Origin of the sequence: Nocardiopsis sp. N85, from assembly GCF_028882275.1 — a bacterium.
GTDB lineage: Bacteria > Actinomycetota > Actinomycetes > Streptosporangiales > Streptosporangiaceae > Nocardiopsis > Nocardiopsis lambiniae.
Genome location: NZ_JARBUT010000021.1, coordinates 66,952 through 92,851 on the forward strand (window position 1 = coordinate 66,952; position 25,900 = coordinate 92,851).

General features: G+C 71.1%; 20 protein-coding genes. 11 read left to right on the top strand and 9 right to left on the bottom strand.

Annotated elements, in window-relative coordinates:
• Positions 1 to 63: 63 nt before the first annotated feature.
• A complete protein-coding gene (locus PWG71_RS23655) occupies positions 64 to 771 on the top strand; it encodes a response regulator transcription factor (protein WP_446725088.1) in 708 nt (235 codons plus the stop codon).
• Positions 772 to 776: 5 nt separating this feature from the next.
• Entirely contained in the window at positions 777 to 2,237 is a 1,461-nt protein-coding gene (locus PWG71_RS23660) for a sensor histidine kinase (RefSeq protein WP_274812171.1), read from the top strand.
• Between the two features lie 64 nt (positions 2,238 to 2,301).
• Here the strand turns inward: PWG71_RS23660 and PWG71_RS23665 are convergent, their stop codons facing one another.
• Positions 2,302 to 3,579: a glycosyltransferase gene (locus PWG71_RS23665; RefSeq protein WP_274812172.1), complete on the bottom strand. Its 1,278-nt coding sequence runs from the start codon at positions 3,577 to 3,579 to the stop codon at positions 2,302 to 2,304.
• A 396-nt stretch (positions 3,580 to 3,975) separates the two neighbouring features.
• Entirely contained in the window at positions 3,976 to 5,637 is a 1,662-nt protein-coding gene (locus tag PWG71_RS23670; RefSeq protein ID WP_274812173.1) for a S1C family serine protease, read from the bottom strand.
• A 229-nt stretch (positions 5,638 to 5,866) separates the two neighbouring features.
• On the opposite strand from PWG71_RS23670, the gene PWG71_RS23675 reads away from it, so the two are divergent.
• Positions 5,867 to 6,472, top strand: a complete 606-nt coding sequence (locus tag PWG71_RS23675; RefSeq protein ID WP_274812174.1) for a response regulator transcription factor — start codon at positions 5,867 to 5,869, stop codon at positions 6,470 to 6,472.
• An 82-nt stretch (positions 6,473 to 6,554) separates the two neighbouring features.
• Here PWG71_RS23675 and PWG71_RS23680 read toward each other — a convergent pair whose 3' ends face one another.
• Positions 6,555 to 8,726: a SpoIIE family protein phosphatase gene (locus PWG71_RS23680; protein WP_274812175.1), complete on the bottom strand. Its 2,172-nt coding sequence runs from the start codon at positions 8,724 to 8,726 to the stop codon at positions 6,555 to 6,557.
• Between the two features lie 247 nt (positions 8,727 to 8,973).
• Here PWG71_RS23680 and PWG71_RS23685 point away from each other — a divergent pair, with 247 nt between their 5' ends.
• Both PWG71_RS23685 and PWG71_RS23690 read left to right on the top strand, forming a co-directional pair.
• Complete coding sequence (locus PWG71_RS23685) at positions 8,974 to 13,353, top strand: HAMP domain-containing protein (protein ID WP_274812177.1); 4,380 nt, start codon at positions 8,974 to 8,976, stop codon at positions 13,351 to 13,353.
• A 5-nt stretch (positions 13,354 to 13,358) separates the two neighbouring features.
• A complete protein-coding gene (locus tag PWG71_RS23690; protein WP_274812213.1) occupies positions 13,359 to 14,000 on the top strand; it encodes a response regulator in 642 nt (213 codons plus the stop codon).
• 151 nt (positions 14,001 to 14,151) lie between these two features.
• Here PWG71_RS23690 and PWG71_RS23695 read toward each other — a convergent pair whose 3' ends face one another.
• On the bottom strand, positions 14,152 to 15,240 hold the full coding sequence (locus tag PWG71_RS23695; RefSeq protein ID WP_274812214.1) for a GAF domain-containing protein: 1,089 nt from the start codon (positions 15,238 to 15,240) through the stop codon (positions 14,152 to 14,154).
• A gap of 185 nt (positions 15,241 to 15,425) precedes the next feature.
• Here PWG71_RS23695 and PWG71_RS23700 point away from each other — a divergent pair, with 185 nt between their 5' ends.
• Both PWG71_RS23700 and PWG71_RS23705 read left to right on the top strand, forming a co-directional pair.
• Positions 15,426 to 16,187 (top strand): GAF and ANTAR domain-containing protein, encoded by a 762-nt coding sequence (locus PWG71_RS23700; RefSeq protein ID WP_274812178.1) that lies wholly within the window; start codon positions 15,426 to 15,428, stop codon positions 16,185 to 16,187.
• Positions 16,188 to 16,339: 152 nt separating this feature from the next.
• Complete coding sequence (locus PWG71_RS23705) at positions 16,340 to 16,687, top strand: STAS domain-containing protein (protein WP_274812179.1); 348 nt, start codon at positions 16,340 to 16,342, stop codon at positions 16,685 to 16,687.
• Here the strand turns inward: PWG71_RS23705 and PWG71_RS23710 are convergent.
• Together PWG71_RS23710 and PWG71_RS23715 are read right to left on the bottom strand one after the other, a co-directional pair.
• Complete coding sequence (locus tag PWG71_RS23710) at positions 16,677 to 17,642, bottom strand: anti-sigma factor RsbA family regulatory protein (protein ID WP_274812180.1); 966 nt, start codon at positions 17,640 to 17,642, stop codon at positions 16,677 to 16,679. The genes PWG71_RS23705 and PWG71_RS23710 overlap by 11 nt on opposite strands.
• Positions 17,643 to 17,785: 143 nt before the next feature.
• Positions 17,786 to 19,060: a glycosyltransferase gene (locus tag PWG71_RS23715; RefSeq protein ID WP_274812181.1), complete on the bottom strand. Its 1,275-nt coding sequence runs from the start codon at positions 19,058 to 19,060 to the stop codon at positions 17,786 to 17,788.
• Between the two features lie 721 nt (positions 19,061 to 19,781).
• On the opposite strand from PWG71_RS23715, the gene PWG71_RS23720 reads away from it, so the two are divergent.
• Positions 19,782 to 20,543, top strand: coding sequence for a PP2C family protein-serine/threonine phosphatase (locus PWG71_RS23720; protein WP_274812182.1), 762 nt, complete (start codon positions 19,782 to 19,784; stop codon positions 20,541 to 20,543).
• 106 nt (positions 20,544 to 20,649) lie between these two features.
• Here PWG71_RS23720 and PWG71_RS23725 read toward each other — a convergent pair whose 3' ends face one another.
• The 3 genes from PWG71_RS23725 to PWG71_RS23735 all read right to left on the bottom strand — a co-directional run bounded on the left by PWG71_RS23725 (position 20,650) and on the right by PWG71_RS23735 (position 22,343).
• Entirely contained in the window at positions 20,650 to 21,273 is a 624-nt protein-coding gene (locus PWG71_RS23725) for a copper resistance CopC family protein (RefSeq protein ID WP_274812183.1), read from the bottom strand.
• Positions 21,274 to 21,348: 75 nt separating this feature from the next.
• On the bottom strand, positions 21,349 to 21,924 hold the full coding sequence (locus PWG71_RS23730) for a copper resistance protein (protein ID WP_274812184.1): 576 nt from the start codon (positions 21,922 to 21,924) through the stop codon (positions 21,349 to 21,351).
• Between the two features lie 155 nt (positions 21,925 to 22,079).
• The gene (locus PWG71_RS23735) at positions 22,080 to 22,343 is read right to left on the bottom strand and encodes a WhiB family transcriptional regulator (protein ID WP_274812185.1); all 264 of its coding nucleotides are present in this window, start codon (positions 22,341 to 22,343) and stop codon (positions 22,080 to 22,082) included.
• 877 nt (positions 22,344 to 23,220) lie between these two features.
• On the opposite strand from PWG71_RS23735, the gene ectA reads away from it, so the two are divergent.
• The 3 genes from ectA to PWG71_RS23750 all read left to right on the top strand — a co-directional run bounded on the left by ectA (position 23,221) and on the right by PWG71_RS23750 (position 25,760).
• Entirely contained in the window at positions 23,221 to 23,727 is a 507-nt protein-coding gene (gene ectA, locus PWG71_RS23740) for a diaminobutyrate acetyltransferase (RefSeq protein ID WP_274812186.1), read from the top strand.
• A 92-nt stretch (positions 23,728 to 23,819) separates the two neighbouring features.
• Complete coding sequence (gene ectB, locus PWG71_RS23745; RefSeq protein WP_274812187.1) at positions 23,820 to 25,085, top strand: diaminobutyrate--2-oxoglutarate transaminase; 1,266 nt, start codon at positions 23,820 to 23,822, stop codon at positions 25,083 to 25,085.
• 270 nt (positions 25,086 to 25,355) lie between these two features.
• Positions 25,356 to 25,760: an ectoine synthase gene (locus PWG71_RS23750; protein WP_274812188.1), complete on the top strand. Its 405-nt coding sequence runs from the start codon at positions 25,356 to 25,358 to the stop codon at positions 25,758 to 25,760.
• Positions 25,761 to 25,900: the final 140 nt, after the last annotated feature.

Below are 25,900 nucleotides of genomic sequence, written 5' to 3' on the forward strand. Positions count from 1 at the left end.
CGCGACCGGCTCTGACACGCGCCCCACCCGCCTCTTACCGACCTCTCACCCGGATGAGGCAGCATGTGGGCCATGGACGCCACCACCGCCACCGTGCTGGTCGCCGATGACGACCGCGCCATCAGGGAGTCGCTGGAACGCGCCCTCCAACTGGAGGGGTACGCGGTCCGGACCGTCGCCGACGGGGTTCAGGCGCTCGCCTCCGTTCACTCCGACCCCGCCGACCTGCTCATCCTCGACGTGATGATGCCGGGCGTCGACGGTCTGGGCGTGGCCCGGGTGCTGCGGGCCGAGAACGACCGCACGCCCATCCTCATGCTCACCGCCCGCGTCGAGACCCCCGACCGGGTCGCCGGACTCGACGCCGGGGCCGACGACTATCTCGCCAAGCCCTTCGAGCTGGACGAACTCCTGGCCCGGCTGCGCGCCCTGCTGCGCCGGGCCGCCCCCGGGCCCGAGGGGGTCGAGGAGGGGCCGCTGCGCGTCGGCGAACTCAGCCTCGACCCGCGCGCCCGCCGGGTCTGGCGCGGCGAACGCGAGGTCGAGCTGTCCAAGACCGAGTTCGACCTGCTCGAACTCCTGGTCCGCAACGCCGGGATCGTGCTGGACCACGCCACCATCTACGACCGCATCTGGGGCTACGACTTCGGCCCCGACTCCAAGAACCTGGCGGTCTACATCAGCTACCTGCGCCGCAAACTGGAGGACGGCGGGCAACCGCTCATCCAGACCGTGCGCGGTGTCGGGTACACGCTCCGCCCGCAGGGGTGATCACCGTGTCGGACGAGCGCATCCGGGGCGGCGTGCTGTTCCACCCGAGCGGATGGCGCCTGGGCACCCGTTTCGCCGTGATGTTCGCACTGGTCGTCGCGGTCACCATCGCCCTGGTCGGCACCCTGGCCTACACCACGGCGGCCGCGCTCATCCGCGCCGACGCGCGTGAGGACTTCAGCCGGGTCGTCACCGCACTGTCCGACCAGATCGTCTCCCTGTACGAGAACCAGGACGGCACGCTCTCCTCGGACCGGGGGCCGGTCCTGGCGGGCAAGGACCTCCAGATCCACCACATCCTCCCGGACGGCCGCCGTCAGGTCGCCGTCGCCGACGGAGCCTCCGAGGTGGCGCTCTTCGCGCCGACCGCCGAGGACATGGAACTCGCGACCGCCGGTGAGCCGGGTGAGGCCCTCACCCGCGAACAGACCGTGCAGGGCCAGGCCTACCGGGTGGCGACGGTGTCCCTGGGCGACGGCGCGGGGGCCCTCCAGGTCATCCAGCAGATGTCGCCCACCGAGCGGATGCTCGGTCGGCTCGCCACCCAGATCCTGTGGGTGGGCGTGCTGGTCGCCCTGGGCGCGGCCTGCGTCGGGTGGCTCATCGGCCACCGCACCACGGGCCGGCTGGCCCGTCTCACCGACGCCGCCGAGTACGTCAGCTCCACCGGTCGGCTCGACCCGCTCGCCGGGCGCCCGGACACACCGGTGGGGGAGGCCGGGCATGACGAGGTGGGTCGGCTCGGCGACGCCTTCAACGCGATGCTGGCCCGTCTGGCCCGTTCCCAGGAGGAACAGCGACGGCTGGTCCAGGACGCCGCCCACGAGCTGCGCACCCCGCTGACCAGCCTGTACACCAACATCCAGGTCCTGGGCCGGGCCGACCGGCTCACCCCGGAGGCCAGGGGCAGCCTCATCGAGGACCTGCGCGGGGAGACCCGGGAGCTGACGTCCCTGGTCAACGAACTGGTCGGGTTGGCCACCGGCGACCACGAGGACGAGACCCCCTCCCGCGTGGTGTTGGCCGACGTCGCGGAGAAGGTCGCCGCGCGCACCCGGCGGCGGACCGGCCGCGAGATCGTCGTCGACGCCGACGACAGCGCCGTCCACGGGCGCCCCGGGGCGCTGGAGCGCGCCATGGCCAACCCGGTGGAGAACTCCGCCAAGTTCGACCCGGACGGCACCGCGCCCATCGAGATCCGGATCCGGCGCGGCACCGTCGAGGTCCTGGACCGGGGGCCGGGCATCGATCCCGAGGAGGCCGGCCGGGTCTTCGAACGCTTCTACCGCGCCACCTCCGCACGCGGACTGCCCGGATCCGGGCTGGGCCTGTCCATGGTCCGGGAGATCGCCCGCGCCCACGACGGGGAGGTGTTCGCCCGCAACCGGGAGGGCGGAGGCGCCGTCATCGGGTTCACCCTCCCCGAGATCACCCCCGCCGATCCGCCCTCGGACGGGCCCGCCTAGGGAACCTGCGCCCTTCGGGCTGTCTCGCACGAACCCGAGCGGAGGTGCGAGGAAACGCGGTCCATCACCGGTGGGAGAACCCGCCGACGGGCGGTGCCACGCCCTCCGCCGCCGCCTCCCGATAGATCCGTTCGAACCTGGCGAGGGAGTGCTCCAGACGGTGGGGCAGGGACATCTCCCGACTGCGCGCGCCCATGGCCCGCCGCCGCGACTCGTCGGCCACCACCTCGTCGACCCGGCCCGCCAGTTCCTCGGGGGAGCCCGGCCGGTACAGGTACCCGTTGACGCCCACCTCCACCAGGTGGGGCAGGGCCATGGCGTCCGCCGCCACCACCGGCAGCCCCGAGGCCATCGCCTCCAAGGTGGCGATGCTCTGGAGTTCGGCGATGCCCGCGATGGTGAACACGTCGGCCGCCCGGTACACGTCCGGCAGGTCCTCGTGGGAGACGAACCCCAGGAACACCACCCGGTCGGCGACCCCCTCGGCGACGGCCAGCTCCTCCAGTCTCGTGCGGTAGGCGCCGTGCCCGGCCAGCACCAACTGGACCCCTCCGGAGGTGCGCGCCACCGCCCGGATCAGCTCGTCCGCCCGCTTCTCCTCGTCCAGCCGCCCCACGAACAGCATCGTCGTCCGGTCGGGGACGCCCAGCCTGGCCCGGATGCGCCGCCGCCCCTCGACGTCGTCCGGTGCGGGCCGGAACCGCACCAGGTCGATCCCGCACGAGACCGGCTCCACAGGTCGGCCGAACCCCTGTTCCCACAGCAGCCGGGCGGCCGCCGGGGTCGGCGTGGTGACGTGGTCCACCCGGGACAGCACCGCGCCCAGGTCCCGCCAGGCCAGCCGGGCGGCGTGGGGGCGCAACGGTGCCGGGACGTGCACGTAGTCGAAGAGGTTCTCCGGCATGAAGTGGTTCGTGGCCACCACGGGGATGCCGTGCGCACGGGCCGCGCCCGCCAGCACCCGACCGATGAGGAAGTGGTTCTGGATGTGGACGGCGTCCGGACGCAGCCGCTCCAGCAGCCGGTCGAGGTGTCCGCGGACCCCCACCGGCAGGGCCAGCCGCACGCTCTCGTGGACCAGGGACGACATCGACCGCAACCGGTGCTCGACGACCCCGTCGCGTTCGACGACGTGCGGGCGCCCGTTCGGGGAGGCGCACACCACGTGCACCCTCACCCCGCGTGCGACCAGGCCCCGGGCCAGCCGGGCGGTGAAGTAGGCGGCCCCGTTGACGTCGGGCGGGTAGGTGTCCGTACCGATGAGCACGGTCGTACGGTCGTCGGGAGCGGCCGTCAGTACCTCGGCCGCCGGTGGTGATTCGGGAAGGAACGAGGTGGTCATATCGGGGTGTCTCCTGAGCCGGTGCGCGTCGGGTCGCCGTGTACGCACGAGTGTGGAGCACCCGCGTTGACCATCGCCGACCTCCGGGTGACGGTGTGGCGACCGGCCAGGTAGCACACGACGCGGGGAACGATACCCTGTGTGACCATTCGTGTACTCTGGCGCACCGTTCTGTTGTCGACCGGTGACTTCGTCGCCGTCGGAGCCGTCACGAGGACGCTATTCCCGTTCGCGGAACGGGGCCAGAGGGGTGGCACCCCCACGTGCGCCGGTGTCCACCACGCCCCGACGGTGGTGCCACCCCCACCTTCCACCCGCACGACGGGGGCGGGGCCGCGTCCGCGACCCCGCCCCCCGGTGACCTCGTTCCCGGTTCCCCTCCCGGGGTCCCCGAGGTCAGTCCTCCTCGGCCTCGTCCTCCACGGACGCCGCGCTCTGCTCGCCGAGCGTCACGGTCACGTCCCGTACCGAACCGGCGCCGCCGGCCCGCACCCCCAGGGTGATCTGGTCCCCCGGACGGTGCGAACGGATCTCCGCGATCAGCTGGTCCGGCGCGGTGATCGGGGTGCCGTCGATCGACACGATCACGTCGTCCTTGCCCAACCCCGCCTCGTCCGCGGCGCCGCCCTCCGTCACGTCGACGATGGTCGCCCCGCCGTCCCGGCCGCCGGTGATGGTCGCCTCGATCGCCGGGTAGCTCGCGCTGCCCTCGGTGACCAATTGCTCGGCGATGGGCTTGGCCTGGTTGACCGGGATGGCGAACCCCAGACCCACCGAGCCGCTCTCCTGGGAGAGCCCGGCGATCGCGGTGTTGATGCCGATCACCTCGCCCGCCATGTTCACCAGCGGGCCGCCCGAGTTGCCCGGGTTGATCGCCGCGTCGGTCTGGATCGCGTTGATCACCGTGGAGGTCTGCCCGTTGCCGCTCTCGGTCGCCCCCGTGTTGACCGGCCGGTTCAGGGCGCTGACCACGCCCGTGGTCACCGTTCCGGGCAGACCCAGCGGTGAACCGATCGCGACGACGTCGGCACCCACCCCGATCTGATCGGAGTCGCCCAGTACGGCGGGCTGCAGGTCGTTCTTCCCCTGGGTCTGGATGACGGCGATGTCGGACACCGGGTCCGACCCCAGGACCTCGGCGGACGCGGCGGTCCCGTCGTTGAACAGCACCTCCAGGACCCCGCCCTGGGCGGCGTCCACCACGTGCGCGTTCGTGAGGATCTGTCCGTCGGAGGAGATGACGACACCGCTGCCGCCGCCGTTGGCGGTCTGGATGGACACCACGCTCGGCAGGACCTTCTCGGCGACCTCGCCGACCTCGCCCTCGGTGGCGGTCCCGCCCTGCTCGCCGCCGAGGGAGCTGACCGGGCCGCTCAGGCCGTCGGGGAAGAGATGGGCGGTGCCCAGCGCGGCGGCCGGCCCCACGATCAGGCTGGTGACCAGGGCCGTGGCCGCGGCCACTCCCACGATCCGGCCCGAACCCCGCTTGCGTTCCGGCGGCGGACCGGCCGGGACGGCGTGCGGGTGAGGGCCGTACGGCGGCCGACCGCCGGGCGGCTGGAACGGGCCGCCGAAGGGCCCCTGGGGCCCCTGGGGTCCCTGGGGTCCCTGCGGTCCCCGTCCCTGCGGACCCTGCGGGCCTTGCGGACCCGGACCCTGTGGGCCGCCGGGTGCCCCCGGCATCGCGCCGAAGGCGCCGCCCTGCGCGGTCGCGTACGGTACCCCGCCGGGGACCGGCCCCGGGCCGGCCGGTCGCGGGCCCTCACCGCCCTCGGGCGGGAAGGAGAAGGCGACCCTGTCGGCCTCGTTGGGACCCGTCGCCCAGTGCGGCGGCTGATCGTGCGGGGCGAACCGGGGTCCGGTGCCCTCCGACGGGCCGGGAGCCCCCGCGTCCCGGCCGTCGGAGGGCACCGCGTTCTGAGAGGGGGTGTCGCGGGGAACGGTGGACCCGTATCCGTCGGAGACGCCCCCCGCGGGCCCGGCGGCGCCGGTCGCGGGGTGGGCGTCCCCGGCCACGGCTTCGGGCTCGTTACCTGGTGTGGGTTCGTTGGGGTTCAACTCATCCTCCGACTGACGGGACGATGTTCCGATCGATGTGCTCCATCATGCGGCGCATGGGTTAGAACAGGGTGAGAGCCCGATATACCAGGGTTTCGAGTCTGTTCTCCTCCGAAGAGCGGGCGCTCGGAGACCACTGTCCGTATCGATGCTCTACGTGTTCTATGCACCTAGATGTCCGGAACACTATCGCGCCGCGACCGAACCGACACAGACCGAAGGGCCGACCTTGATCAAGATCGTGCTGGCCGATGACGAGCATCTGGTCCGGGGGGCCATCGCCGCCCTCCTCGGCCTGGAGGACGACCTGGAGGTGGTGGCCGAGGTCGGGCGCGGCGACCTCGTCGTGGACGCGGTCCGGGAACACGCCGCCGACGTCGCCGTCCTGGACATCGAGATGCCCGGCGCCACCGGCCTGGAGGTCGCCGCCCGTCTCAAGGAGGCCGTACCGGCCTGCGGCGTCGTCATCCTCACCAGCTTCGGCCGCCCGGGCTACCTGCGCCGCGCCCTGTCCGCCGGGGCCCGCGGATTCCTCGCCAAGGACGCGCCCGTCGAACAGCTCGCCGGTGCCGTCCGCCGCGTCCACGGCGGCGGACGCTACATCGACACCGACCTGGCCGCCGCCGCCATGGTCGGCGGCGAGAGCCCCCTCACCGACCGCGAGACCGAGGTGCTGCGCGCCGCCGCCGACGGCGCCACGGTCGCCCGTATCGCCGCGACCCTCCACCTCACCGAGGGCACCGTCCGCAACTACCTGTCCAACGCCATCGGCAAGACCGGAGCCGCCAACCGCATGGCCGCCATCCGCACCGCCCAGGACATGGGCTGGCTCTGACCCGGCGGCACCTCTTCGCCGAGCCTCCGCTCCGCCGACCCCCGGAACCCCGCGGAAGCCCTCGCGGGGCCGTGTCCCGGTGTCAGAGGAAGCGCAGCACCAGCATCGCGGTGTCGTCGGTGTGGCCGCCCGGGGCGTACTCCTCCAGCTCCCGGTCGATCCGGCTGATCACGGCCTGCGCCGACAGCCCGGCGCAGCCGGAGAAGATCCTCTCCAGGCCCGTGTCCCCGAGCATGTCGGAGTTGCTGCGCCGCTCCGTCACCCCGTCGGTCACCGCCAGCACCACCTCGCCGGGACGGATGTCCACGTTCTCGGTGGTGAAACCGACGTCCTCGAACGCCCCCAGCAGCGGCTGCGAGGCGCCGAACTGCTCCACCCCGCCCTTGGGGCTCAACCGCAACGGCAGCGGATGCCCGGCGCACACCATGCGCACTCGCATCCCGCCCCCGCCGTCGGTCGCCGGGGTCATCTCCCCGTACAGCATCGTCAGGAACCGGGTCGAGGTGTTCTCGTCCAGGATCGCCATGTTCAGCCGTTGCATGATGTGCGAGGGCGTGAACCCCTCCTTGGCCAGCGCGCGCAGCGTGTGCCGGGCCAGACCCGTCACCGCCGCCGCCTCCGGGCCGGTCCCGCACACGTCGCCGATGGCGAAGCACCACCGGCCGCTGGCCGCGAACACGTCGTAGAAGTCGCCGCCGACCACGTTCTTCTCGTCCGCCGGACGGTAGAACACCGCGTGGTCCACGTCCGGGATGACCGGTTCCTTCTCCCTGGCGGGCAGCAGACTGCGCTGCAACGCCACGCTCATCGCCGCCTGCCGCTCGTGCAGACGGGCGTTCTCCATCGCCGACGCCACCCGGCGGCTCAGGTCGTCGGAGACGTCCACCTCCTCCCGGGTGAAGTCGTCCGACTCGTTCTTGCCGATGGTCATCCGGCCCAGCTCGCGCCCGTGCGCCACGAGCGGGATGCTGATCGCCGGCCCGCGCACCAGTTCGCGCACCAGACCGTCGTCGATCTCCCCCTCGCCCAGATCGGTCGGACCCCACAACGGCCGGGGGTCGCGCTGCTCGCGCGGCGGCGCCCCCGACAGCAGTTCGCGCAGCACGTCGTTGTAGTTCTCGTTGCCGTGCATGACGTGGGTCAGCCGCGACACGCCCAGCTCGTTGATGGTGTGGATGGCGCACCAGCGGCCCAGCCGCGACGTGATCAACTGGGCGGCCAGCGCCCCCGTCATCCGCTCGTCCAACGTGCCCGCCAGCAGGTCGCTGGCCTCGGCCAGGAAACTGAGCGAGGCCCGTCGGCTGAGCTCCACCTCGGCCAGGCGCGCGCGTTCCACGGGCAGCGCGATGAGGTCGGCGCCCTCCTGGAGGCGCCGGGCGGCGGCCGGGGCGAAGTGCCGGGCCCGACGCGACGCCACCCCGAGCAGACCGGTGACCCGGCCGTCGACGATGAGCGGCGCCGTCACCAGCGACCGCATCCCGGCGCGCGACAACCGGCCCCGGTGGGCGCGCGCGATCATCAGGTCGTCGTTGATCATCGCGCCCGCCTCCGGCGCCGCCGACGGGAACGCCTCCTCGGTGCGGATGCGCAACGGTCGCCAGTGCGCGCCGCCGGAGGTGAGTCCCACGGCCGCGCGCACCTCCCACATGGTCTCGTCGGAGGTGGCCAGGGCGATGTAGGCGGCGTCACCGCCCAGCGCGGTGGCGGAGTACTCCACCGTCCGCTCCAACAACTGGGGCAGGGACAACCGGGAGCCCAGTGCGGCGTCCAGCGACGACCAGGGCGTGGGCCGGGCGGTCCGGTTCGGGGAGCGGCGCGGCACGGTCGGTGCCTCCAGCGACGCGACTCCGTCGCCGGCGTCGTCGATGCGGAACCACACCGCCTTGTCGTCGCGCCCGTAGCTCACCCCCCAACTCGACGCGATCGCCGATGCCAGGGCCAACCCCAGACCGCCGCTGCGTTCATCGCCGCGGGAGGGGGAGGTGTCCACGGACAGCGGACCCGCCTGGGGGACCGCTCTCTCGGGGGCCGTGTCGCTCACCATCACCTCGGTGGCCCCCTCCAGGCGGCGCACCGTCACCTCCAGGGGCGAGCGGGCGTGGATGACCGCGTTGGTGACCAGTTCGCTGACCAACAGGATCACGTCGTCGAACGGGTCGGGCACACCCCAGGACAGCAGGGTGTCGTGGACGAACTCGCGGGCCCCCGCCGCCGTCTCGGGCGCGGGCGGGAACTCTCGTCGAGCGACCTTCAAGGTGTCATGTGCCGGCAAACCGTCGGGTCCTTCATCTGGATACGGACTCGGGAGAGGTGTGGACACTGACACGATACGCGGACCCGGGGGACCGGTCCGGTCCGTACGGCCCCGGGACGGGGCGGGTCGACAGAGGGAATCGACATGCCGGACCCACCTGTGCCGGTCGGCGCGGGCGGTTAGTGTGAGTCGACACGTCCGCACAGCCCGGTGGTGATCGATGGCACGGTCACGGAGGAGGGGTTCGATGCCCGAGGCGGTCGGTGAAGTGGCCGACGACCAGCTGGACGAGATCCTGCGCGCGCTCTACCGGATGCGCGACGGGGACTTCAGTGTGCGCTTGCGCAAACGCGGCAGCGGCACGATCAGGGAGATCGCCTCGGTGTTCAACGAGGTGGTCGACCACAGCGAACAGCTCAGCAGCGAACTCAAGCGCGTCGGCGGGGTCGTCCGCAACGAGGGTCGCCTCAACGAGCGCATCAACGTCAACCCCTCCCGGGGCGCGTGGGCCGAGAGCGCCACCGCCCTCAACACCCTGCTGGACGAGGTCGCCGAACCCGTCACCGAGGTGGCCAGGGTCCTGGACGCGGTCGCCGAGGGCCAACTGACCCTGCGCGCCTCCACCCAGGGGCGGCGCGGCGAGCTCAAGGGCGACCTGCTGCGCCTGGCCACCACCGTGAACCGGATGGCCGACCAGATGAGCGGCTTCACCCAGGAGGTCACCCGGGTGGCCCGCGAGGTGGGCACCGAGGGCAAACTGGGCGGCAGCGCCCGGGTCGAGGGCGTCTCCGGCGCCTGGCGCGAGGTGACCGAGGCGGTCAACCAGATGGCCTCCCGGCTCACCCTCCAGGTGCGCGACATCTCCGAGGTCACCACCGCGGTCGCCCGCGGCGATCTGAGCAAGAAGATCACCATCGACGTCCAGGGCGAGATGCTGGAGCTGAAGGACACCGTCAACACGATGGTGGACCAGCTCTCCACGTTCGGTGACGAGGTGACCCGGGTGGCCCGCGAGGTGGGCACCGAGGGCAAGCTGGGCGGTCTCGCCAACGTGCGCGGTGTCCAGGGCATCTGGAAGGACCTGACCGACAACGTCAACTCCATGGCGGACAACCTCACCAACCAGGTGCGGGACATCTCCCAGGTGACGACGGCGGTGGCCCGCGGCGACCTGACCCAGAAGGTCCAGGTCGACGTGCAGGGCGAGATGCTCGCCCTGAAGAACACCGTGAACACCATGGTCGACCAGCTCGACTCCTTCGCCGACGAGGTGACCCGGGTGGCCCGTGAGGTGGGCACCGAGGGCAAGCTGGGCGGTCGCGCGAACGTCAAGGGCGTCTCGGGCATCTGGAAGGACCTCACCGACAACGTCAACTCGATGGCCAACAGCCTCACCTATCAGGTGCGCAACATCTCGCAGGTGACGACGGCGGTGGCCGCCGGTGACCTCACCAAGAAGATCACCGTGGACGCCCAGGGCGAGATGCTGGAGCTGAAGGACACCATCAACAAGATGGTGGACCAGCTGTCGGCGTTCGCCGACGAGGTGACCCGGGTGGCCCGCGAGGTGGGCACCGAGGGCAAGCTGGCCGGACAGGCCCATGTCCGCGACGTCTCCGGGGTCTGGAAGGACCTCACCGACAACGTCAACTCCATGGCCAACAACCTCACCTACCAGGTACGGCAGATCTCCATGGTCACGCGCGCCGTCGCGGCGGGCGACCTGACCAAGAAGGTCACGGTCAACGCCAAGGGCGAGATCCTGGAGCTCAAGGAGACCATCAACGTGATGGTCGACCAGCTGTCGGCGTTCGCCGACGAGGTGACCCGGGTGGCCCGTGAGGTGGGGACCGAGGGCAAGCTGGGCGGTCGCGCCGACGTCAAGGGCGTCTCGGGCATCTGGAACGACCTCACCGAGAACGTCAACTCGATGTCGCACAACCTCACCACCCAGGTGCGCAACATCTCCGAGGTCACCACCGCGGTCGCCGCCGGTGACCTCACCAAGAAGATCGACGTCAACGCCCAGGGCGAGATCCTGGAGGTGAAGACGACGGTCAACACGATGGTGGACCAGCTGTCGGCGTTCGCCACCGAGGTCACCCGCGTCGCCCACGAGGTGGGCAGCCAGGGGCAGCTGGGCGGCCAGGCCAAGGTCGAGGGGGTCTCCGGCACCTGGAAGCAGCTCACCGACAGTGTGAACGGCCTGGCCGGAAACCTCACCACGCAGGTGCGCGCCATCGCCGAGGTCGCCAACGCCGTCGCCAAGGGCGACCTGACCCGCAACATCCAGGTCGACGCCCGCGGTGAGATGGAACAGCTCAAGGACAACATCAACCTGATGGTGTCCAACCTGCGCGAGACCACCGCCACCCAGCGCGACGCCGACTGGCTCAAGTCCAACCTGGCCCGCATCTCCGGGCACATCCAGGGACACCGCGACCTGCACGAGCTGGCACGCCTCATCATGAACGAGGTGACGCCGCTCATGGACGCCCAGCACGGCGCCTGCTACCTGCCCGAGGACATGGACGACGAGGAGGTGTTCCTCCTCTACTCCGGGTTCGGGTTCGACCCGCAGGAGGAACGCAGCCGCGTCCGCAAGGGCGTGGGCCTGGCCGGGGAGGCGCTGGCCCAGCAGGCCGAGTTCCAGGTCGGGAACCTCCCCGAGGGGTACGTCACCATCTCCTCCGGCCTGGGCGGCGCCCAACCGCGCCACCTGTACATCCTGCCGATCCTGTCCGAGGAGCGGGCCCTGGGAGTCCTGGAGTTCGCCTCCTTCGACGAGTTCCGGGAGATCCACAAGAACTTCCTGCGCCAGCTGGTCTCCCTGCTGGGCACCACGATCAACACGATCCTGGCCAACAAGCGCACCGAGGACCTCCTCGAACAGTCCCAGCAGCTCACCAACCAGCTGCGCGAGCGCTCCAACGAGCTCCAGCGCCAGCAGGAGGAGCTGCGCAACAAGAACGCCGAACTGCGCCAGAAGGCCACCCAGCTGGCCAACCAGAACCGGGCGATCGAACTCCAGAACCAGCAGATCCAGCGGTCCCGCAACGCCCTGGAGGAGCGCGCCCACCAGCTCCAGGTCTCCTCCAAGTACAAGTCGGAGTTCCTGGCGAACATGTCGCACGAGCTGCGCACGCCGCTCAACAGCCTGCTCATCCTGGCCAGGCTGCTCGCCGACAACGCCGAACAGAACCTCACGCCCAAGCAGGTCGAGTTCGCCCAGACCATCCACAAGGCCGGCAGCGACCTGCTGCTGCTCATCGACGAGATCCTGGACCTGTCCAAGGTCGAGGCGGGCCGTGCCGAGGTCCAGCCCAGCGACGTCTCCATCGACCAGCTCGTCGACTACGTCGAGGCGACGTTCCGACCGGTCACCGGCGACCAGGGACTGGCGTTCGCGGTGGACGTCTCCCCGGACATCCCCGACACCCTGTGGACCGACGAGCAGCGGCTCCAGCAGATCCTGCGCAACCTGTTGTCCAACGCGGTCAAGTTCACCCCGCAGGGCGAGGTGCGGCTGCTCATCGAACCCGCGTGGGCGCTCGACGACGCCGACCTGGAGATGTTCGTCGAGAACGAGGAGATCATCGCGTTCACCGTCGCCGACACCGGCATCGGGATCGCCGAGGACAAACTCCAGGTGATCTTCGAGGCCTTCCACCAGGGCGACGGCGGCACCTCGCGCCGCTTCGGCGGCACCGGGCTGGGGCTGTCGATCAGCCGGAACTTCGCCCGTCTGCTCGGCGGCGAGATCCGGGTGCAGAGCGTGCCCCGGCAGGGGTCGACCTTCACCCTGCTGCTGCCGGTCCGCCTGCCCGACGACGCCGCCGAGCGCGCCGGCGAGGACAGGGGGCTGGACTCGCTGCCCGCCCTGGAGTCGGGCCGCGACGAGGATTTCGGGATGCCCTCGGAGGAGTTCGACGCGGCGGTGGCGGCGCTGACCGATCCGGGCGTCGAGCCGCTGCCCACCGTGCCCGTGCTCAAGGTGATCGAGACCGTCGCGGAGAGCGGTGGCGAACCCGAGGCGGAACGGGACGGGGAGCCCCGCACCGACCCCGAACGCCGGGCGGTCCTGACCGGGCGCAGGGTCCTCATCGTCGACGACGACGTGCGCAACGTGTTCGCCCTCACCAGCGCCCTGGAGGCCCAGGGCCTGGAGGTCCTGTACGCCGACAACGGCCACGAGGGCATCGCGAAGCTGGAGGCCAACGAGGACATCTCCCTGGTCCTGATGGACGTGATGATGCCCGACCTGGACGGCAACCAGACCACCGAGCGCATCCGGCAGATGCCCCAGTTCGCCGAACTCCCCATCATCTCGCTCACGGCCAAGGCGATGCAGGGCGACCGCGAACGCAGCCTGGCGGCCGGCGCCACCGACTACGTCACCAAGCCGGTGGACCTCGACCACCTGCTCGACGTCATGCGCCACTGGCTCGTCGCCGACCCGGCGGTGACCGCGGCCGGATCGGCGACGGACCCCGGGGGCGCGGGCACGATCGGCTCCGGAAACCGGCACAATGGCGCGGAAGGAGACAGCACCCGCATCATTCGCGTGGATGACACCGGCCCCAAGGGGAACACCGGCAACGACGACCCGACCGAAGACCTGGAGTGACCGCCGTGACCCAGAAGGCCAACATCCTCCTCGTGGACGACCGCGACGAGAACCTCATCGCGTTGGAGGCGGCCCTCACGTCCCTGGATCAGAACCTGATCCGTGCCGGTTCCGGGGAGGAGGCGCTCAAACACCTTCTGGGCACGGACTTCGCGGTCATCCTCCTGGACGTGGTCATGCCCGGGATGGACGGCTTCGAGACGGCCGCGCACATCAAACAGCGCGAGAAGACCAAGGACGTGCCGATCATCTTCCTGACCGCCCAGGAGATCGATCGGCACCAGGTCTTCCGCGGGTACGCCTCGCGCGCGGTCGACTTCCTGCTCAAGCCGTTCGACCCGTGGGTGCTGCGCTCCAAGGTCGAGGTGTTCGTCGAACTCCACCAGCTCAAGGCGCAGATGCGCGAACAGGCCCGCGCCCTCCAGCGCGACCTCGGCCAGGAGACCGGAGAGCCCGGCAAGGTGCTGGCCGAGCAGCTCGCCCAGGGGTCCGGGCAGGTGCGGGAGGAACTGGCCGAACTGCGCCGTCACATCGTCGACGCCTACCAGGACACCGATCAGCCCCTGGTCGAAGGGGTACGCCGGGTGGACCGGGCGTTCTCCCGCCTGTCCACCCTCATCGACACCCTCCACGGCCCCGAGGACTGACGGCGAGGCCCGCCGAGCGGATCACGACGACACGGGGTCCCGGAGTCGAGGGCGGAGACGTCGCAGGGGACCGTCGGCCGTGGCCCGCCCCCGCGAGGCGGCGGTGGTCGACGGGCCGGTCGAAGCGGAGCGCGGACCCCAGGGGCGGGGTTCATTCGGGGCGGGGCGGCAGGGCCAGACCGATGTGCTCCCCGATCTCCTCGATCAACCCGAGGTCGGCGAGCCGGAAGCTGCCCCGGTTGCTGCGCCGGATCAGGGTGAGCGCCCCGCGCACCCCCCGGCTGCCGCGCAACGGAACCGACAGCAGCGACCCGGCGCCGAGCATCGCCAACAGCGGCGCGCCCGAGGAGGCGCGGCCCAGCACGCCCTCCTCCTCGATCAACGGGAACAGCAGTGACTGTCCCCGGCCGAGCACCTCGCCGGGGATGTCGGCGTCCTCCGTCGCGGCACCGGCGACCTCCTCCCGCTGCTCGTCGGTGGCGTCGTGGGGGGCGGCCACCACGGCTCGGCGTGCCGCCCGCGGATCCTCGGGCAGGTCGCACACGTCCACGATCACCCAGTCGGCGTAGGAGTCGGCGAGCAGTTCCGCGGCGTCGACCAACGCCAGCGGTTCCCCCGCCCCGCCCGGTCCGGCCGAGCGGAGCAGCAGCCGTGTCATCCGGGTCAGCACGTCCAACCGGCGGGCGGCCAGGACCACCACCTGGTCCTCCACCTCCGGCTCCAACGGGGCGGGACCCTCCTCCTCGCCGCCGTTCATCGGCGGCGACATCGCCACCAGCACCAGCGGATTCGGTTCGGTGGGCAGCTCCAACCGGGTCAGGGCCAGATGCACGTCCTCGGCCCAGCCGCGCTGGGCCAGCCGCGACTCCAGGTCGGCGTCGCCGTCACCGCGCAGCACCGCCGCCAGCCACGACCGCATCGCCGCCCGCCGGCGCAGATCCACGAAGTGCACGAACGGTTTCCCGGTCAGGTACCCCGGACCACTGCCCAGCCGGGAGGCCCCGGCGTTGTTGATCCGTCGGATGTAACCCTCGTGGTCGAGCAGCACCACGGGAACGCTCAGTTCGGTGAACATCGCCCGCAACAGGACCCGGTCCCCGTCGTCGCCCTGGCGACGCTGGTCGGGCGCTTCGGCGTGGGCCCGCGCCAGCTGCGCCCCGGCCTCGCCGAGCAGCCGTTCGGCGTACTCCAGTTCGGCGAGCGCGGCCTCGGCCGTGCTCTGGCCGTCGTCCGGGTACATCGTGTGCGTATCGCGCAGGGCCGCGATGCGCTCGCCCAGAGCGGTGATCTCTCGTTGCAGCTCCGCCAGGTGCACGCGGGCTCTCCCTGTCATCGCGGTCGGCTTGACCTCCCTGACGCTAACGGATGTGCGCCCCCGCGTCGCCACGGGGCTACCGTGGTCCTGGAGAGCAAGGAGGCCGGATCGTGTGGATCGAGCGCCTGGCCCGTGACATCGGTGCGCTGGGGCGGAGCGAGAACACCACCCTCGAACGCGCCCTCGACCAGATGGGTCGGGCGGCGGCACAGGGCGTCCCCGGATGTTCGGCGGCGCTCGTGGTCGTCTGGCGCGAGGTGGAGGGGTCCGACGGCTCCCCCCGACACGTCGTCACCGACTACGGGGCCTCCCATGCCGACCTGGCCGCCGCCTTCGAGCACCAGTACACCACCGACCAGGGGCCGGCGGTGGAGGCGGTGCGCGAGATGCGCCAGGTGCGGGTCGGCGACGTCCTGCGCGAGTCCACCCGGTGGCCGCGCTACACCAGCATGGCCGTGCAGTGCGGGGACCGCTCCTCCCTCACGCTGCCCAGCCCGCTGCCCGGGGTCGGGGCGGACAACGACCGGGTGATCACCTTCGGGGTGCACTCGGTGCGCCCCGACGCCTTCGACGACGACGCGGTCGCGCCCCTCACCGCCGTGCTCGCCGAACACGCGGCCGCCTCCCTGGTCAACGTCGGCCGACGCACCGACGAGGCCAGGCAGAGCGCGCACATGCGCCGCGCCATGTCCGCGCGCACCCTGATCGACCAGGCCAAGGGCATCATCATGCACGCGCGCGGCTGCGACGCGGACACCGCGTTCGAGGCCCTGCGCGAGGTCGCCCAGCGCAATCGCAAAAGGGTCGTGGACGTGGCCCGCGACCTCGTCGCCGAGAACACCGGGCTGCGCCCCGGGACCTCCGGAGGGTGACCCCGGCCCACCCGGGGTGAGGGGGCGGCGGGCCCGCGCCGAGGGCGTTCGTGAGAAGGGCGACGTCGGCGGGCGGGCGATGAGTCCCGAGTGTGACCGAAAGGCGCGATGATGGGCACGGGTCGATCCGACAGCGGCAAGGAGTGGCGAGCGTGACGTCATCAGACATCTCGATCCGTCGCGAGGACGACGTCGTCGTCGTCACCCCCGCGGGGGAGATGGACGCGGTGACCTCACCGGCCCTCGCGAAGGCGTTGGACGCGATCCTGTCCCACCCGCCCCACGGGGTGGTCGTCGACCTCACCAAGGTCGGTTTCTGCGACTCCCGATGCATCGGGGTCCTCGTCTCCGCCTACCGGCAGGCCCGCGACCTCGGCGTCGGACTGGTGGTCGCCGAACCCCAACGGCAGGTGATGCGCCTGTTCATGATCGCCGGCATCGACCAGGTCATCCCGATCATCGAGACCGTGGGCGGGGCCGTCGACGGACTCAAGGGCTGAACGGCCGACCGTCGTCGAACCGGAGGCCCTCCACCCTGCGGTCCAGGAAGTGCAGTCGCATCAGCGATCCCTCCCCACCGCCGCTGATCTCCAGGAAGTCGCAGATCTGCCGGGTGATCCACAACCCGTAACCCCGGGGCCGCAGATCATCGGAGGGCCGGTATCCGGTCAAGGGGTCGATCGGGCCCCCGCTCTCGTCCGACACGTCGCACACCCACCGGTCCGCCGCTCGCCACACGTGCACGCCGCCCTTGCCCGCGCCGTGCTCCAGCACGTTCGCGGCCAACTCGTTGACCGCCGTCACCATTCGCTCCACCTGTTCGAAGGGCAGTCCGGCCGCCTCGACCAGGGCGGTCAGCTCGCGGCGCAGCCGCGGCAGCGACGGGCCGATCTCCAACCGGTGGACGGGGCCCTTCACCGCGAGCGGTTCGGGCGCGGCGGGCCGGGCCCCGAACGCGGCGGCGCCCAGGTAGGACGGGTTCGGGTAGGGGCCGTCGGCGCCGACGAGCATCGGGTGGGTGGCGATCACCGCCGCCCGCTCGCGCGCCGACAGGGACCGCTCGTCGTGCACGCACATCAGGCGCATCCGCGTCGGCGCCAGCGCCGTGCACAGCACCGACTCCCAGCGTCGCCATTCGCGGGCCTCCAGGGAGCCCTCGGGCGGCGACGGCGGCTCCGCGACGACCAGGACCGGCTCGTCGGACCGGTTCGCCGCCAACCGGTGCAACGACGCCAGGGCACGGCCGGGGGAGGCGTAGAGGCGTTCGCGCTCCACGACGCGCACGCGCGCGCCCTCGGCCTCCGACAGAGCGGACACGAGCCCGTCGACGCGTTCGTCCGACACCGCGAGAACGGTGTACAGGTCCGCGTCCAACGCGGCGCGCAGCGTCCCGGTGACCCTTTCGTCGGGCCACCGGTCGTGGCGGAAGATCAGGCCCTGATGTTCGAAGGTCATGGATCCGTGGTCGGCGGGACGGTGCCCGGGTCGGGTGTCACGGCGCCCGGTCCCGGGCGCCACCCTCCGAGGTGTACCCGGTGCGCCCCCCGGTGTTCCCACCGGGGGGCCTCCGACAGGGACGCGGAGGAGATCCACGAGGGTCAGCGCGTGGCCCCGGACAGCACGAGGCCGTCCGTCTCCTCATCGAGTTCGTCGCGTCCGGCCTGTTGGGGCCGGGCGCGCTCATAGGCGATCTCGGTCTCGATCGCGATCCGCTGCCAGGTGAACCGGGAGCGGGCTCGGTCCACCGCGGCGATGCCGTACGCGGAGCTCATCGTGGTGGCGCCGAGCACGGCGCGCACGGAACGCGCGACCTCGTCGGGGTGGCCGAACCGCATCAGCACGCCGCTGGTGCGGTGCAGGACGGCGCCGAGGATCGCCCCGGTCGCCTTGGCCACCACGGGCAGGCCGCACGCCATGGCCTCCAGCACGGCCCCGCCGTAGGGGTCGTAGGAGGCGGCGGACACGTACACGTCCGCCGAGCGCAGGAGGCGCGGGAGTTCCTTGCGCTCCACCGGGCCGACCAGGTGCAGGCGATCGTCGACGCCCGCCTCCTTGGCCCGGAGCTGGACGCGAAGGGCGTCCTCGTCGAGGGAGACGTCCTTCCGTTCGGAGGTGGAGACCAGGAGCAGCTCGGCCTCGGGCAGCCGCAGCAGGGAGTCCACGAGGCGGTCGGCGCCGCCGCTGGGGTCCAGGGAGGTGACCGAGACCAGACGGGGGCGCTCGCCGCGGGCGGCGCGCCAGTGCTCGGAGGACACCCCGCCCTCCATCGTGAAGTGCTCGGTGTCCACACCGAAGGGCACGACGCTCACGTGGTGCCGGGGGACCCCCAGCCGGGCCAGTTCGCCCTGTTGGTCGGTGGACCCCACCAGGACCCGATCGGCACGACCGGCCAGGATCGACTCCATGCGGGCGCGCTGGGGGGCCCGGTCGAGCCCGGAGCGCTGCTCCGCGGCGTTGAGCGAGTGGAAGGTCTGCACCAGGGGGATCGCGCTCTGGTCGCGTTCGCTGTGCGCCTGGGCGTGCAGGGCGGCCAGGCCGCTGGTCCAGCCGATGGCGTGCAGGACGTCGGGACGGTCCTCGTCGAGGACGGCGGCGAGGGCCGTCCCGAAGACGCCCGTGTGCTCGGCGTGCTCGTCCTCGGACAGCGGCCTGGCGGGCCCCGCGTCGAGATGGGTCACGGAGACGCCGCGCGCCATCCGGGTGCGGCCCTCGGGCTGCTCCGGGTCGCTGCGGCGGACGTAGACGGCCACCTTGTGGCCGCGCTTGGCGAGTTGTCGGGAGAGGGCGCACAGGTGCAGGCTCGCGGGGCAGGCCGGTTCGCCCCGGTGGGCGGGGAGGGGGTTGGCGTGTTCGGCGATGATCGCGATCTTCACTGGACTGAGCTCCTTGGACACGAGCGGGTGTCCGTCGAGGTGCCCGGGGGACTCCGGAGCGGGGTCGGAGTCCCCAGGGCGGGCGGATGGTTCAGGGGACGAACGGTTCACCTGGAGCGGAACCGACGGCGGGTACGCCGAAGGAGGGCGCTCGGCGGTGAATGCGAAGCGACCCGGAGAACGGGCGCGCAGAGCCCCCGTGGGGTGAAAAGGAGAGAAGAGAGAATCAACGAGGGCAGACGCACGGGAACCACACCAGACGACCTGTTCGAAGGGCTAACATTCGCCACCGTGCGTAACCGGCAAAGGTTGCACGGCAGTGGTCGTGTGTGTCTGCGTCTTAGACACCCAACGCCGCCATTGTGTCAGACATGTCCCTCACTGACAACCGGTCGACGATGTTTCGACCGGGTCCGGACATCGTGAACCGGATGTTCGGGGCCACCCGTAAAGCAGGGTGCCGGGGGGCCTGCCGGATGCTCCGCACGGCCGCTACTGTCGAGGCGGAGCAACACGTACTCCGGGCAGCACTTTTCGGCACTCGAATCCCGTGCGGGAACTGCATATCCGGGTGTTTTCCGTCATGATGTACGCGGATTTTGACCGACTCCGGCAGGGGGTCGGTACGGTTGCAGAATCCAGACGTTGAACGGGATTCGACCAATGGTCCGGCGCACGTGTCGGGCAGCGGCCACGGCCGACGAAACGGGAGGAAGGGCGTATGGGTGTCGCTGGTGGGGAAGTCATCGTCACGGCCCTCACGCACCGGGGCGCTATCCGTCCCGCCAATGAGGACGCCATCGTCATGGGCGCTCTGACCGTCGCCAGTGCCAACATGACCTCTCCGGTCCGTTGTGTACTGCCGGTCGGCGAACCCGTCATCCTGGCGGTCGCCGACGGCATCGGTGGCCAGGCCGCCGGTGAGATCGCCTCCGAGCACGCCGTGCACCGCATGGCGGAGATGGGACCCAGGCTCGGTGGGACGGACGAGATCGCCCAACTGTTGAGCAACATCGATGAGGAGATCAAGGACCACGCGCTCCAGCACAGCGAGTTCGCCGGGATGGGGACCACCGTCGCCGGGGTCCTGCTCAACAACGACGGCAACTTCTGGTTCAACGTCGGCGACTCCCGTACCTACCGCCTGGACGGCCGCCGCCTGATCCAACTCTCCGAGGACGACTCCCCGGCGCTGCCTCCTTCCGAGGACGGTCGCCCCGTCACCACGAACTTCATCACCCAGTCCCTGGGCGGCAGTTCCGGCGGCAGCATGGTCCCCCACGTGGGCCGGGACGACGCCGCCGACCCCAGCGCCTGGCTGATGTGCAGCGACGGCCTCTCCGACCTGGTGCTGCCCGAGGAGATGGAACGCATGATCGCCGAGGCCGGCAGTGACGAGGCCGCCGTCCACGCCCTGTGGCAGGCCGCCATGGAGGCCGGCGGCAAGGACAACATCAGCATCCTGCTCGCCCGCCGCGTCTGACGACCGCGACACCCACCCGATCCAGGGGATACCGGCCCGTTCCGTACGAGGGGCCCGCGCACCGGAAGGCGCGCGGGCCCCTCGTCCTCTCGGCCGGTCCCCGTGACTACTCGGTGGGGGAGCCCTTGCGGAGCCGGACGGCCACGATCGCGATGGCGGCCAGGGCGATCACGCCCACCACCACGAGCACGATGACCCCCACGGGCAGCCCGCCCTCCTCCTCGGCGGCGGCCTCGGAGGCCTCGACCTCCTCCGCGGGGGCGCTCTCGGCGGCCGTCTCCTCGGCGACCCCGCCCGGCTCCGCCGACTCCTCGGGAGCGGCGGCGGCCACGGCCTCCTCCGTCACCGTGAACGTCAGGCTGTCCTGGATCGGATGTCCGTCGGAGGACACCACCCGGAAGCCGATCGTGTACTCGCCGGCCTCCTCCAACGGCAGCAGGCCCACCGAGACGTCCAGCCCGTCGAAGGCGGGCTCGCCGTCCTCGTAGGTGGTCTCCCCGTCCGGCCCGGTGACGACGACGGCGCTGCCGGAGCCGCCCGTCATGGGCTCGTTGTTGAAGGAGAGCACGACCTCCTCCGGGACGGTGTCCAGGGTGGCGCCGTCCTTCGGGTTCGAACCGGTCAGGACGTCGTGCGCCAGGGCCGGGGCGGGCGCAGCCATCAGGGCGGCGGCCACCAGCACGGCCGGGACGAGGGCGCGCCGCAGGGGGGAGGCGTGGGTACGGGTCATTCTTCTCTTCTTCTCTCGGGCTCGGTCCGCACCGGGAACGCCGTCGGCCGATCCCGGTCTCATCGCGTGCGCCGCTCAGGCGGCGAGGGCGATGGGGGGCGGGCCGCGCGGTCGGTGCGCCGAGAGGGCCGGTGCCGTCGGGACCGCAGGGGCGACGGTCGCGGCGATCCCCGGGGTCGGCGGGAGGGGGAGGGCGCGGGCGCGCGCGGGAGGCAGCGCCCGGGACAGCAGGGCGGCCAGGGACCACAGCGCCGACTCCCCGTACGCCAACAGCGCCGAGGCCAGCAGGGCGGCCCACAGGTGGGCCAAGAGCATGCCGGGGGCGAACCCGACCGCGTGCGCGAGCACCCCGTGGCCGGAGTGGTCGACACCGGTGTCGAAGGTCGCGAAGGCGGGGTCGGCCGACCCCTGGAGGATCAGGTGCAGGATCACCTGGAGGGTGGCCATGACGGCGAAGATGTCGCCGAAACCGCGCATGACGCGGGTGAAGTGCCACAGCACGGGCGCGAGCACGACCGTGGCCAGGACGAATCCTCCCGGGCCGGCCGGTCCGCCGGCCCACGGATCGTGTCCGACCCAGGCCAGACCCGTGCACGCGGCGGCCAGTGACGCCGTGCGCAGGAGGCGGAGTGTGCCGTGAGCGGGTCGCACGTGAGAAAACCTAGATCCTGTCCGGTGGGCCCGCAAGGGCGCGAAGAGGCCGTCGGGTGCGATCCCCCGCGCACCCGACGGCCACATCGGTTTCCGGGCCGACCGTTCCCTTCCACGCGGGCCCGCCCGTCCGGGGACGGGTCCTCTTCCCGGTCCTACACCGCGGGAGCCAGCTCGCGACGCATGTAGCGACGCTCCTCCGGGGTGGTGCCACCCCAGACTCCGTGGGCCTCCCCGGACCGCAACGCCCACCGCAGGCACTCCGGGCGAACAGTACAGCCGCGGCAGACGGCGAGGGCCTGTTCGGTGTCGGCCCTGCCGATCCCGGTGCTGCTCACCGGGAAGAAGATCTCGGGGTCGTACGCACGGCAACTCCCCTGCGTGACCCAGTCCTCGCTCTCGTGGTACAGGCGGTTCACGTGGTGCCTCCGATCCGTGGCTGTGTGTCCCTGGCCGGTGGCCCGCACCGTGTCCCCCACGGCCGGGTCGGCGGAAGTCGTCGCGCCCCGCCGCGGCCCGAGCCCTCGGTGGAGGGCCGGTGGGGTGACCGTAGGGTTGTCCGGTCGCCCGGAACTGCGGCGAAGCGATGCGACTAAGTGTAGTACTACATCGGGTCGTACTACACGGGGTCTGCTTGGAAACCCGCCCGATTCCCAGGGACTTTCGTCGGTTTTCGAGTCCCGTGCGCCCCATCGGGGGTCGGGGACGCGGCGCGCGCGGGCCGCGCCGGGCCGGGGGTCGGGGACGGCCGGAGCCCTTGCGTGGAGCGGCTTTCGTCGAGGCCGGGAGGGGTTCGAGGGCATTCGCGCGGCGGGGGCGCGGCACCTCGGCGCCACGGGGCCGCCGCGAGCATGGCGTTATGTCGCGAGGTTTCCACCGAATTGATGTGACTTAACGCACGCTTAATATTGCTCGTTCAGGCTCTATGTTTGACCCCGACACCCGTGGCCCGCATTCTCGCGCCGAGGGTGCCGCCGCGTCATCACGACACGCGGCCCCACCTCGGGCCCGACGCCGAATCCCCTGATGGGCAGGGCGTGCGCCACTCCATCGATCGTCGCGCGGCGGGGTGCGAGAGCCCTGGTCACGGGCTTGGAACGGGACTAAAGAAACAAGCCCTACCCGATCACCTTCCCGCGAAACATCCGCGAGGATTCCCTCGGTAATCCCATTGACCTTCGTTCGCTATTTTCGTTCGACGTGCCGCATCTACGAACGAATCTCCAAGCCCGCGACCGTATCGACAACGGAGCGCGCGGCTCCGCACATCGTGCCGGTGCCGCGAGCCCTGGGGACGTGCGCCTGGCACATCCCGAACCCGAGGACGGCCCGCACCTGTGGTCCCTGGCCCGGACCACGGGTATGGACCTGAACTCTCCGTACGCTTACACACTCTGGTGCCGTGACTTCGCGGCGACGAGCGTCGTCGCCCGTGACGACACCGGCCGACCGATCGCTTACCTCACCGGTTACGTGCGACCCGACAGCCCGGACACCTACTTCCTCTGGCAGGTCGCCGTCGACCCGGCCCATCGGGGCCGCCGCCTGGCCCGGTACATGCTCGACTTCATCGGTGATCGGATCGTCGAACGAGGGATCGAGCACCTGGAGGCGACCGTCACCCCGGACAACACCGCGTCGCGTGCGCTGTTCGCATCGTTCGCACGCGATCGCGGGGCACGGATCACCTGGACCGCACTCTTCTCCGAGGAGCACTTTCCGAAGGAGGACGGGGAATCCCACGAGCCCGAAGACCTCGTGCGCATCGGCCCCCTGGGGCTCCCCGACGAAGAGCAGGCGTGAGTGCCACCGGCCACCCGCACCGGATCGATCGCTTCGGCGATCGGACATACCCTGAGCCCGAGAACCTGGGGAAAGGAACCGAGGAACCCACGATGGAGACCTTCGAGCGCCTGGAATCCGAAGTCCGCGGATACTGCCGGAACTGGCCGGTGGTCTTCGACCGTGCCGTCGGAAGCCATGTCTATGACGAGACGGGCCGTCCCTACCTGGACTTCTTCGCGGGAGCCGGATCCCTCAACTACGGGCACAACAACCCGGAGCTGAAGTCCGCGCTCATCCGCTACCTCACCGACGACCGCATCGTCCACAGCCTGGACGCCTACAGCGTCGCCAAACGCGACTTCCTGTCGACCTTCGAGGAGATCGTCCTCAAACCGCGAGGGCTGGACTACAAGGTCCAGTTCCCCGGCCCGGCGGGCAACAACGCCGTCGAGGCCGCACTCAAGCTGGCCCGCAAGTACACCGGCCGCGAGACGATCGTCAACTTCACCAACGGCTTCCACGGCATGACCCTGGGCGCGCTGGCCGTCACCGGCAACTCGATGAAGCGCGGGGGCGCGGGCGTGCCCCTGGGCCACGTCGCCACCATGCCGTTCGACAACTACATGGACGGGCGCACCCCGGACTTCCTCTGGCTGCGCAGCCTCCTGGAGGACAGCGGCAGCGGACTGGACAAGCCGGCGGCCGTCATCGTCGAGTCGATCCAGGGCGAGGGCGGCATCAACGTCGCCGGCGCCCAGTGGCTGCGCGAGCTGTCCGAGCTGTGCCGTGAGTACGGCATCCTCATGATCGTCGACGACATCCAGATGGGCTGCGGCCGTACCGGCGACTTCTTCAGCTTCGAAGAGGCCGGTATCGTTCCGGACATCGTCACCCTGTCGAAGTCGATCAGCGGCTACGGTCTTCCCATGGCACTGACCCTGTTCAAGCGCGAACTGGACGTGTGGGAGCCCGGGGAGCACAACGGGACCTTCCGCGGCTTCAACCCCGCCATGGTCACCGCCACCGAGGCGCTGCGCCGTTACTGGACGGACGACGCCTTCGCCAACGCGACCAAGGCCAAGGGCGACCTCGTGGCCGCCCGCCTGGACGAGATGGCCGCCGAGCACGCCGAGTTCGGCGCCCACGTGCGCGGTCGGGGCCTGGCCCGCGGGCTGGCCTTCACCGACACCGACCTGGCCAAGAAGGTCGCCGCCGAGTCCTTCGACCGAGGGTTGCTCCTGGAGACCTCCGGTCCCGAGGACGAGGTGGCCAAACTCCTGCCGCCGCTCACCATGACGGACGAGGAGCTCACGGCCGGCCTCGACATCATGGCCGACGCGGCGCGCGCGGCGGCCAAGGTGGCCCAACCCGCGTAAGTCCGCCGTTCGTCACCTTCGGTACCGCAGGAGGTCGCGAGGCGCCGGCGGGGTTCTGGAGGCCCGGAGCGAACGTCCGAGGAGCGAGGATGTTCGCGTAGTGGCCGAGGGTCCCCGCCTTCCGAGGCGCCGAGTACGAACCGAAGCGGAGCGGGGGTCCGAAGCGGCATCGCGGGGTCGGTCGGTCACCCGTTCGGGGCGGCCGACCGGCCCCGCGTCGTTCACACCGGTAGTCACGTGCGCACGAGCGCACCAACGAGGAGGAACCCTGTGATCGTTCGCAGCCTGGACGAGATCACCGACACCGAGGCCGACATCAAGACGGAGAACTGGCGCAGCCGCCGGATCGTCCTGGCCAAGGAGAAGGTGGGCTTCTCCTTCCACGAGACCGTCCTGTACGCGGGCACCGAGTCGACGTTCTGGTACGCCAACCACGTCGAGCTGGTGCACTGCGTCGAGGGCGAGGCGGAACTGACCAACGAGGAGACGGGGGAGAAGCACATCATCACCCCGGGCACGCTCTACCTCCTCAACGGCCACGAGCGGCACACCGTCCGGCCCAAGACCGACTTCCGCGTCCTGTGCGTGTTCAACCCGCCGGTCACCGGTCGAGAGGTCCACGACGAGAACGGCGTCTACCCGCTGGTCGTCGAAGAGGACGGCGCCCCCGCCTAGGCACCCGCACGCCGGGGCGTCCACCCCGTCCGGCGGATCACCACCGGAGAAGACGTCTCCGCGAAGGGGCACCGGCGCGCGCTCCGCGCCCGACGGTGCCCCTTCGCGTGGGCCGGGAACCGGCGGGCATCGGGCCTCCG

Coding starts and splice junctions, on each gene's coding strand:
- PWG71_RS23655 (WP_446725088.1), top strand. CDS start 64: ATGTGGGCCATGGACGCCACCACCGCCACCGTGCTGGTCGCCGATGAC.
- PWG71_RS23665 (WP_274812172.1), bottom strand. CDS start 3,579: ATGACCACCTCGTTCCTTCCCGAATCACCACCGGCGGCCGAGGTACTG.
- PWG71_RS23685 (WP_274812177.1), top strand. CDS start 8,974: ATGCCCGAGGCGGTCGGTGAAGTGGCCGACGACCAGCTGGACGAGATC.
- PWG71_RS23695 (WP_274812214.1), bottom strand. CDS start 15,240: ATGTACCCGGACGACGGCCAGAGCACGGCCGAGGCCGCGCTCGCCGAA.
- PWG71_RS23710 (WP_274812180.1), bottom strand. CDS start 17,642: ATGACCTTCGAACATCAGGGCCTGATCTTCCGCCACGACCGGTGGCCC.
- PWG71_RS23720 (WP_274812182.1), top strand. CDS start 19,782: ATGGGTGTCGCTGGTGGGGAAGTCATCGTCACGGCCCTCACGCACCGG.
- PWG71_RS23725 (WP_274812183.1), bottom strand. CDS start 21,273: ATGACCCGTACCCACGCCTCCCCCCTGCGGCGCGCCCTCGTCCCGGCC.
- ectB (WP_274812187.1), top strand. CDS start 23,820: ATGGAGACCTTCGAGCGCCTGGAATCCGAAGTCCGCGGATACTGCCGG.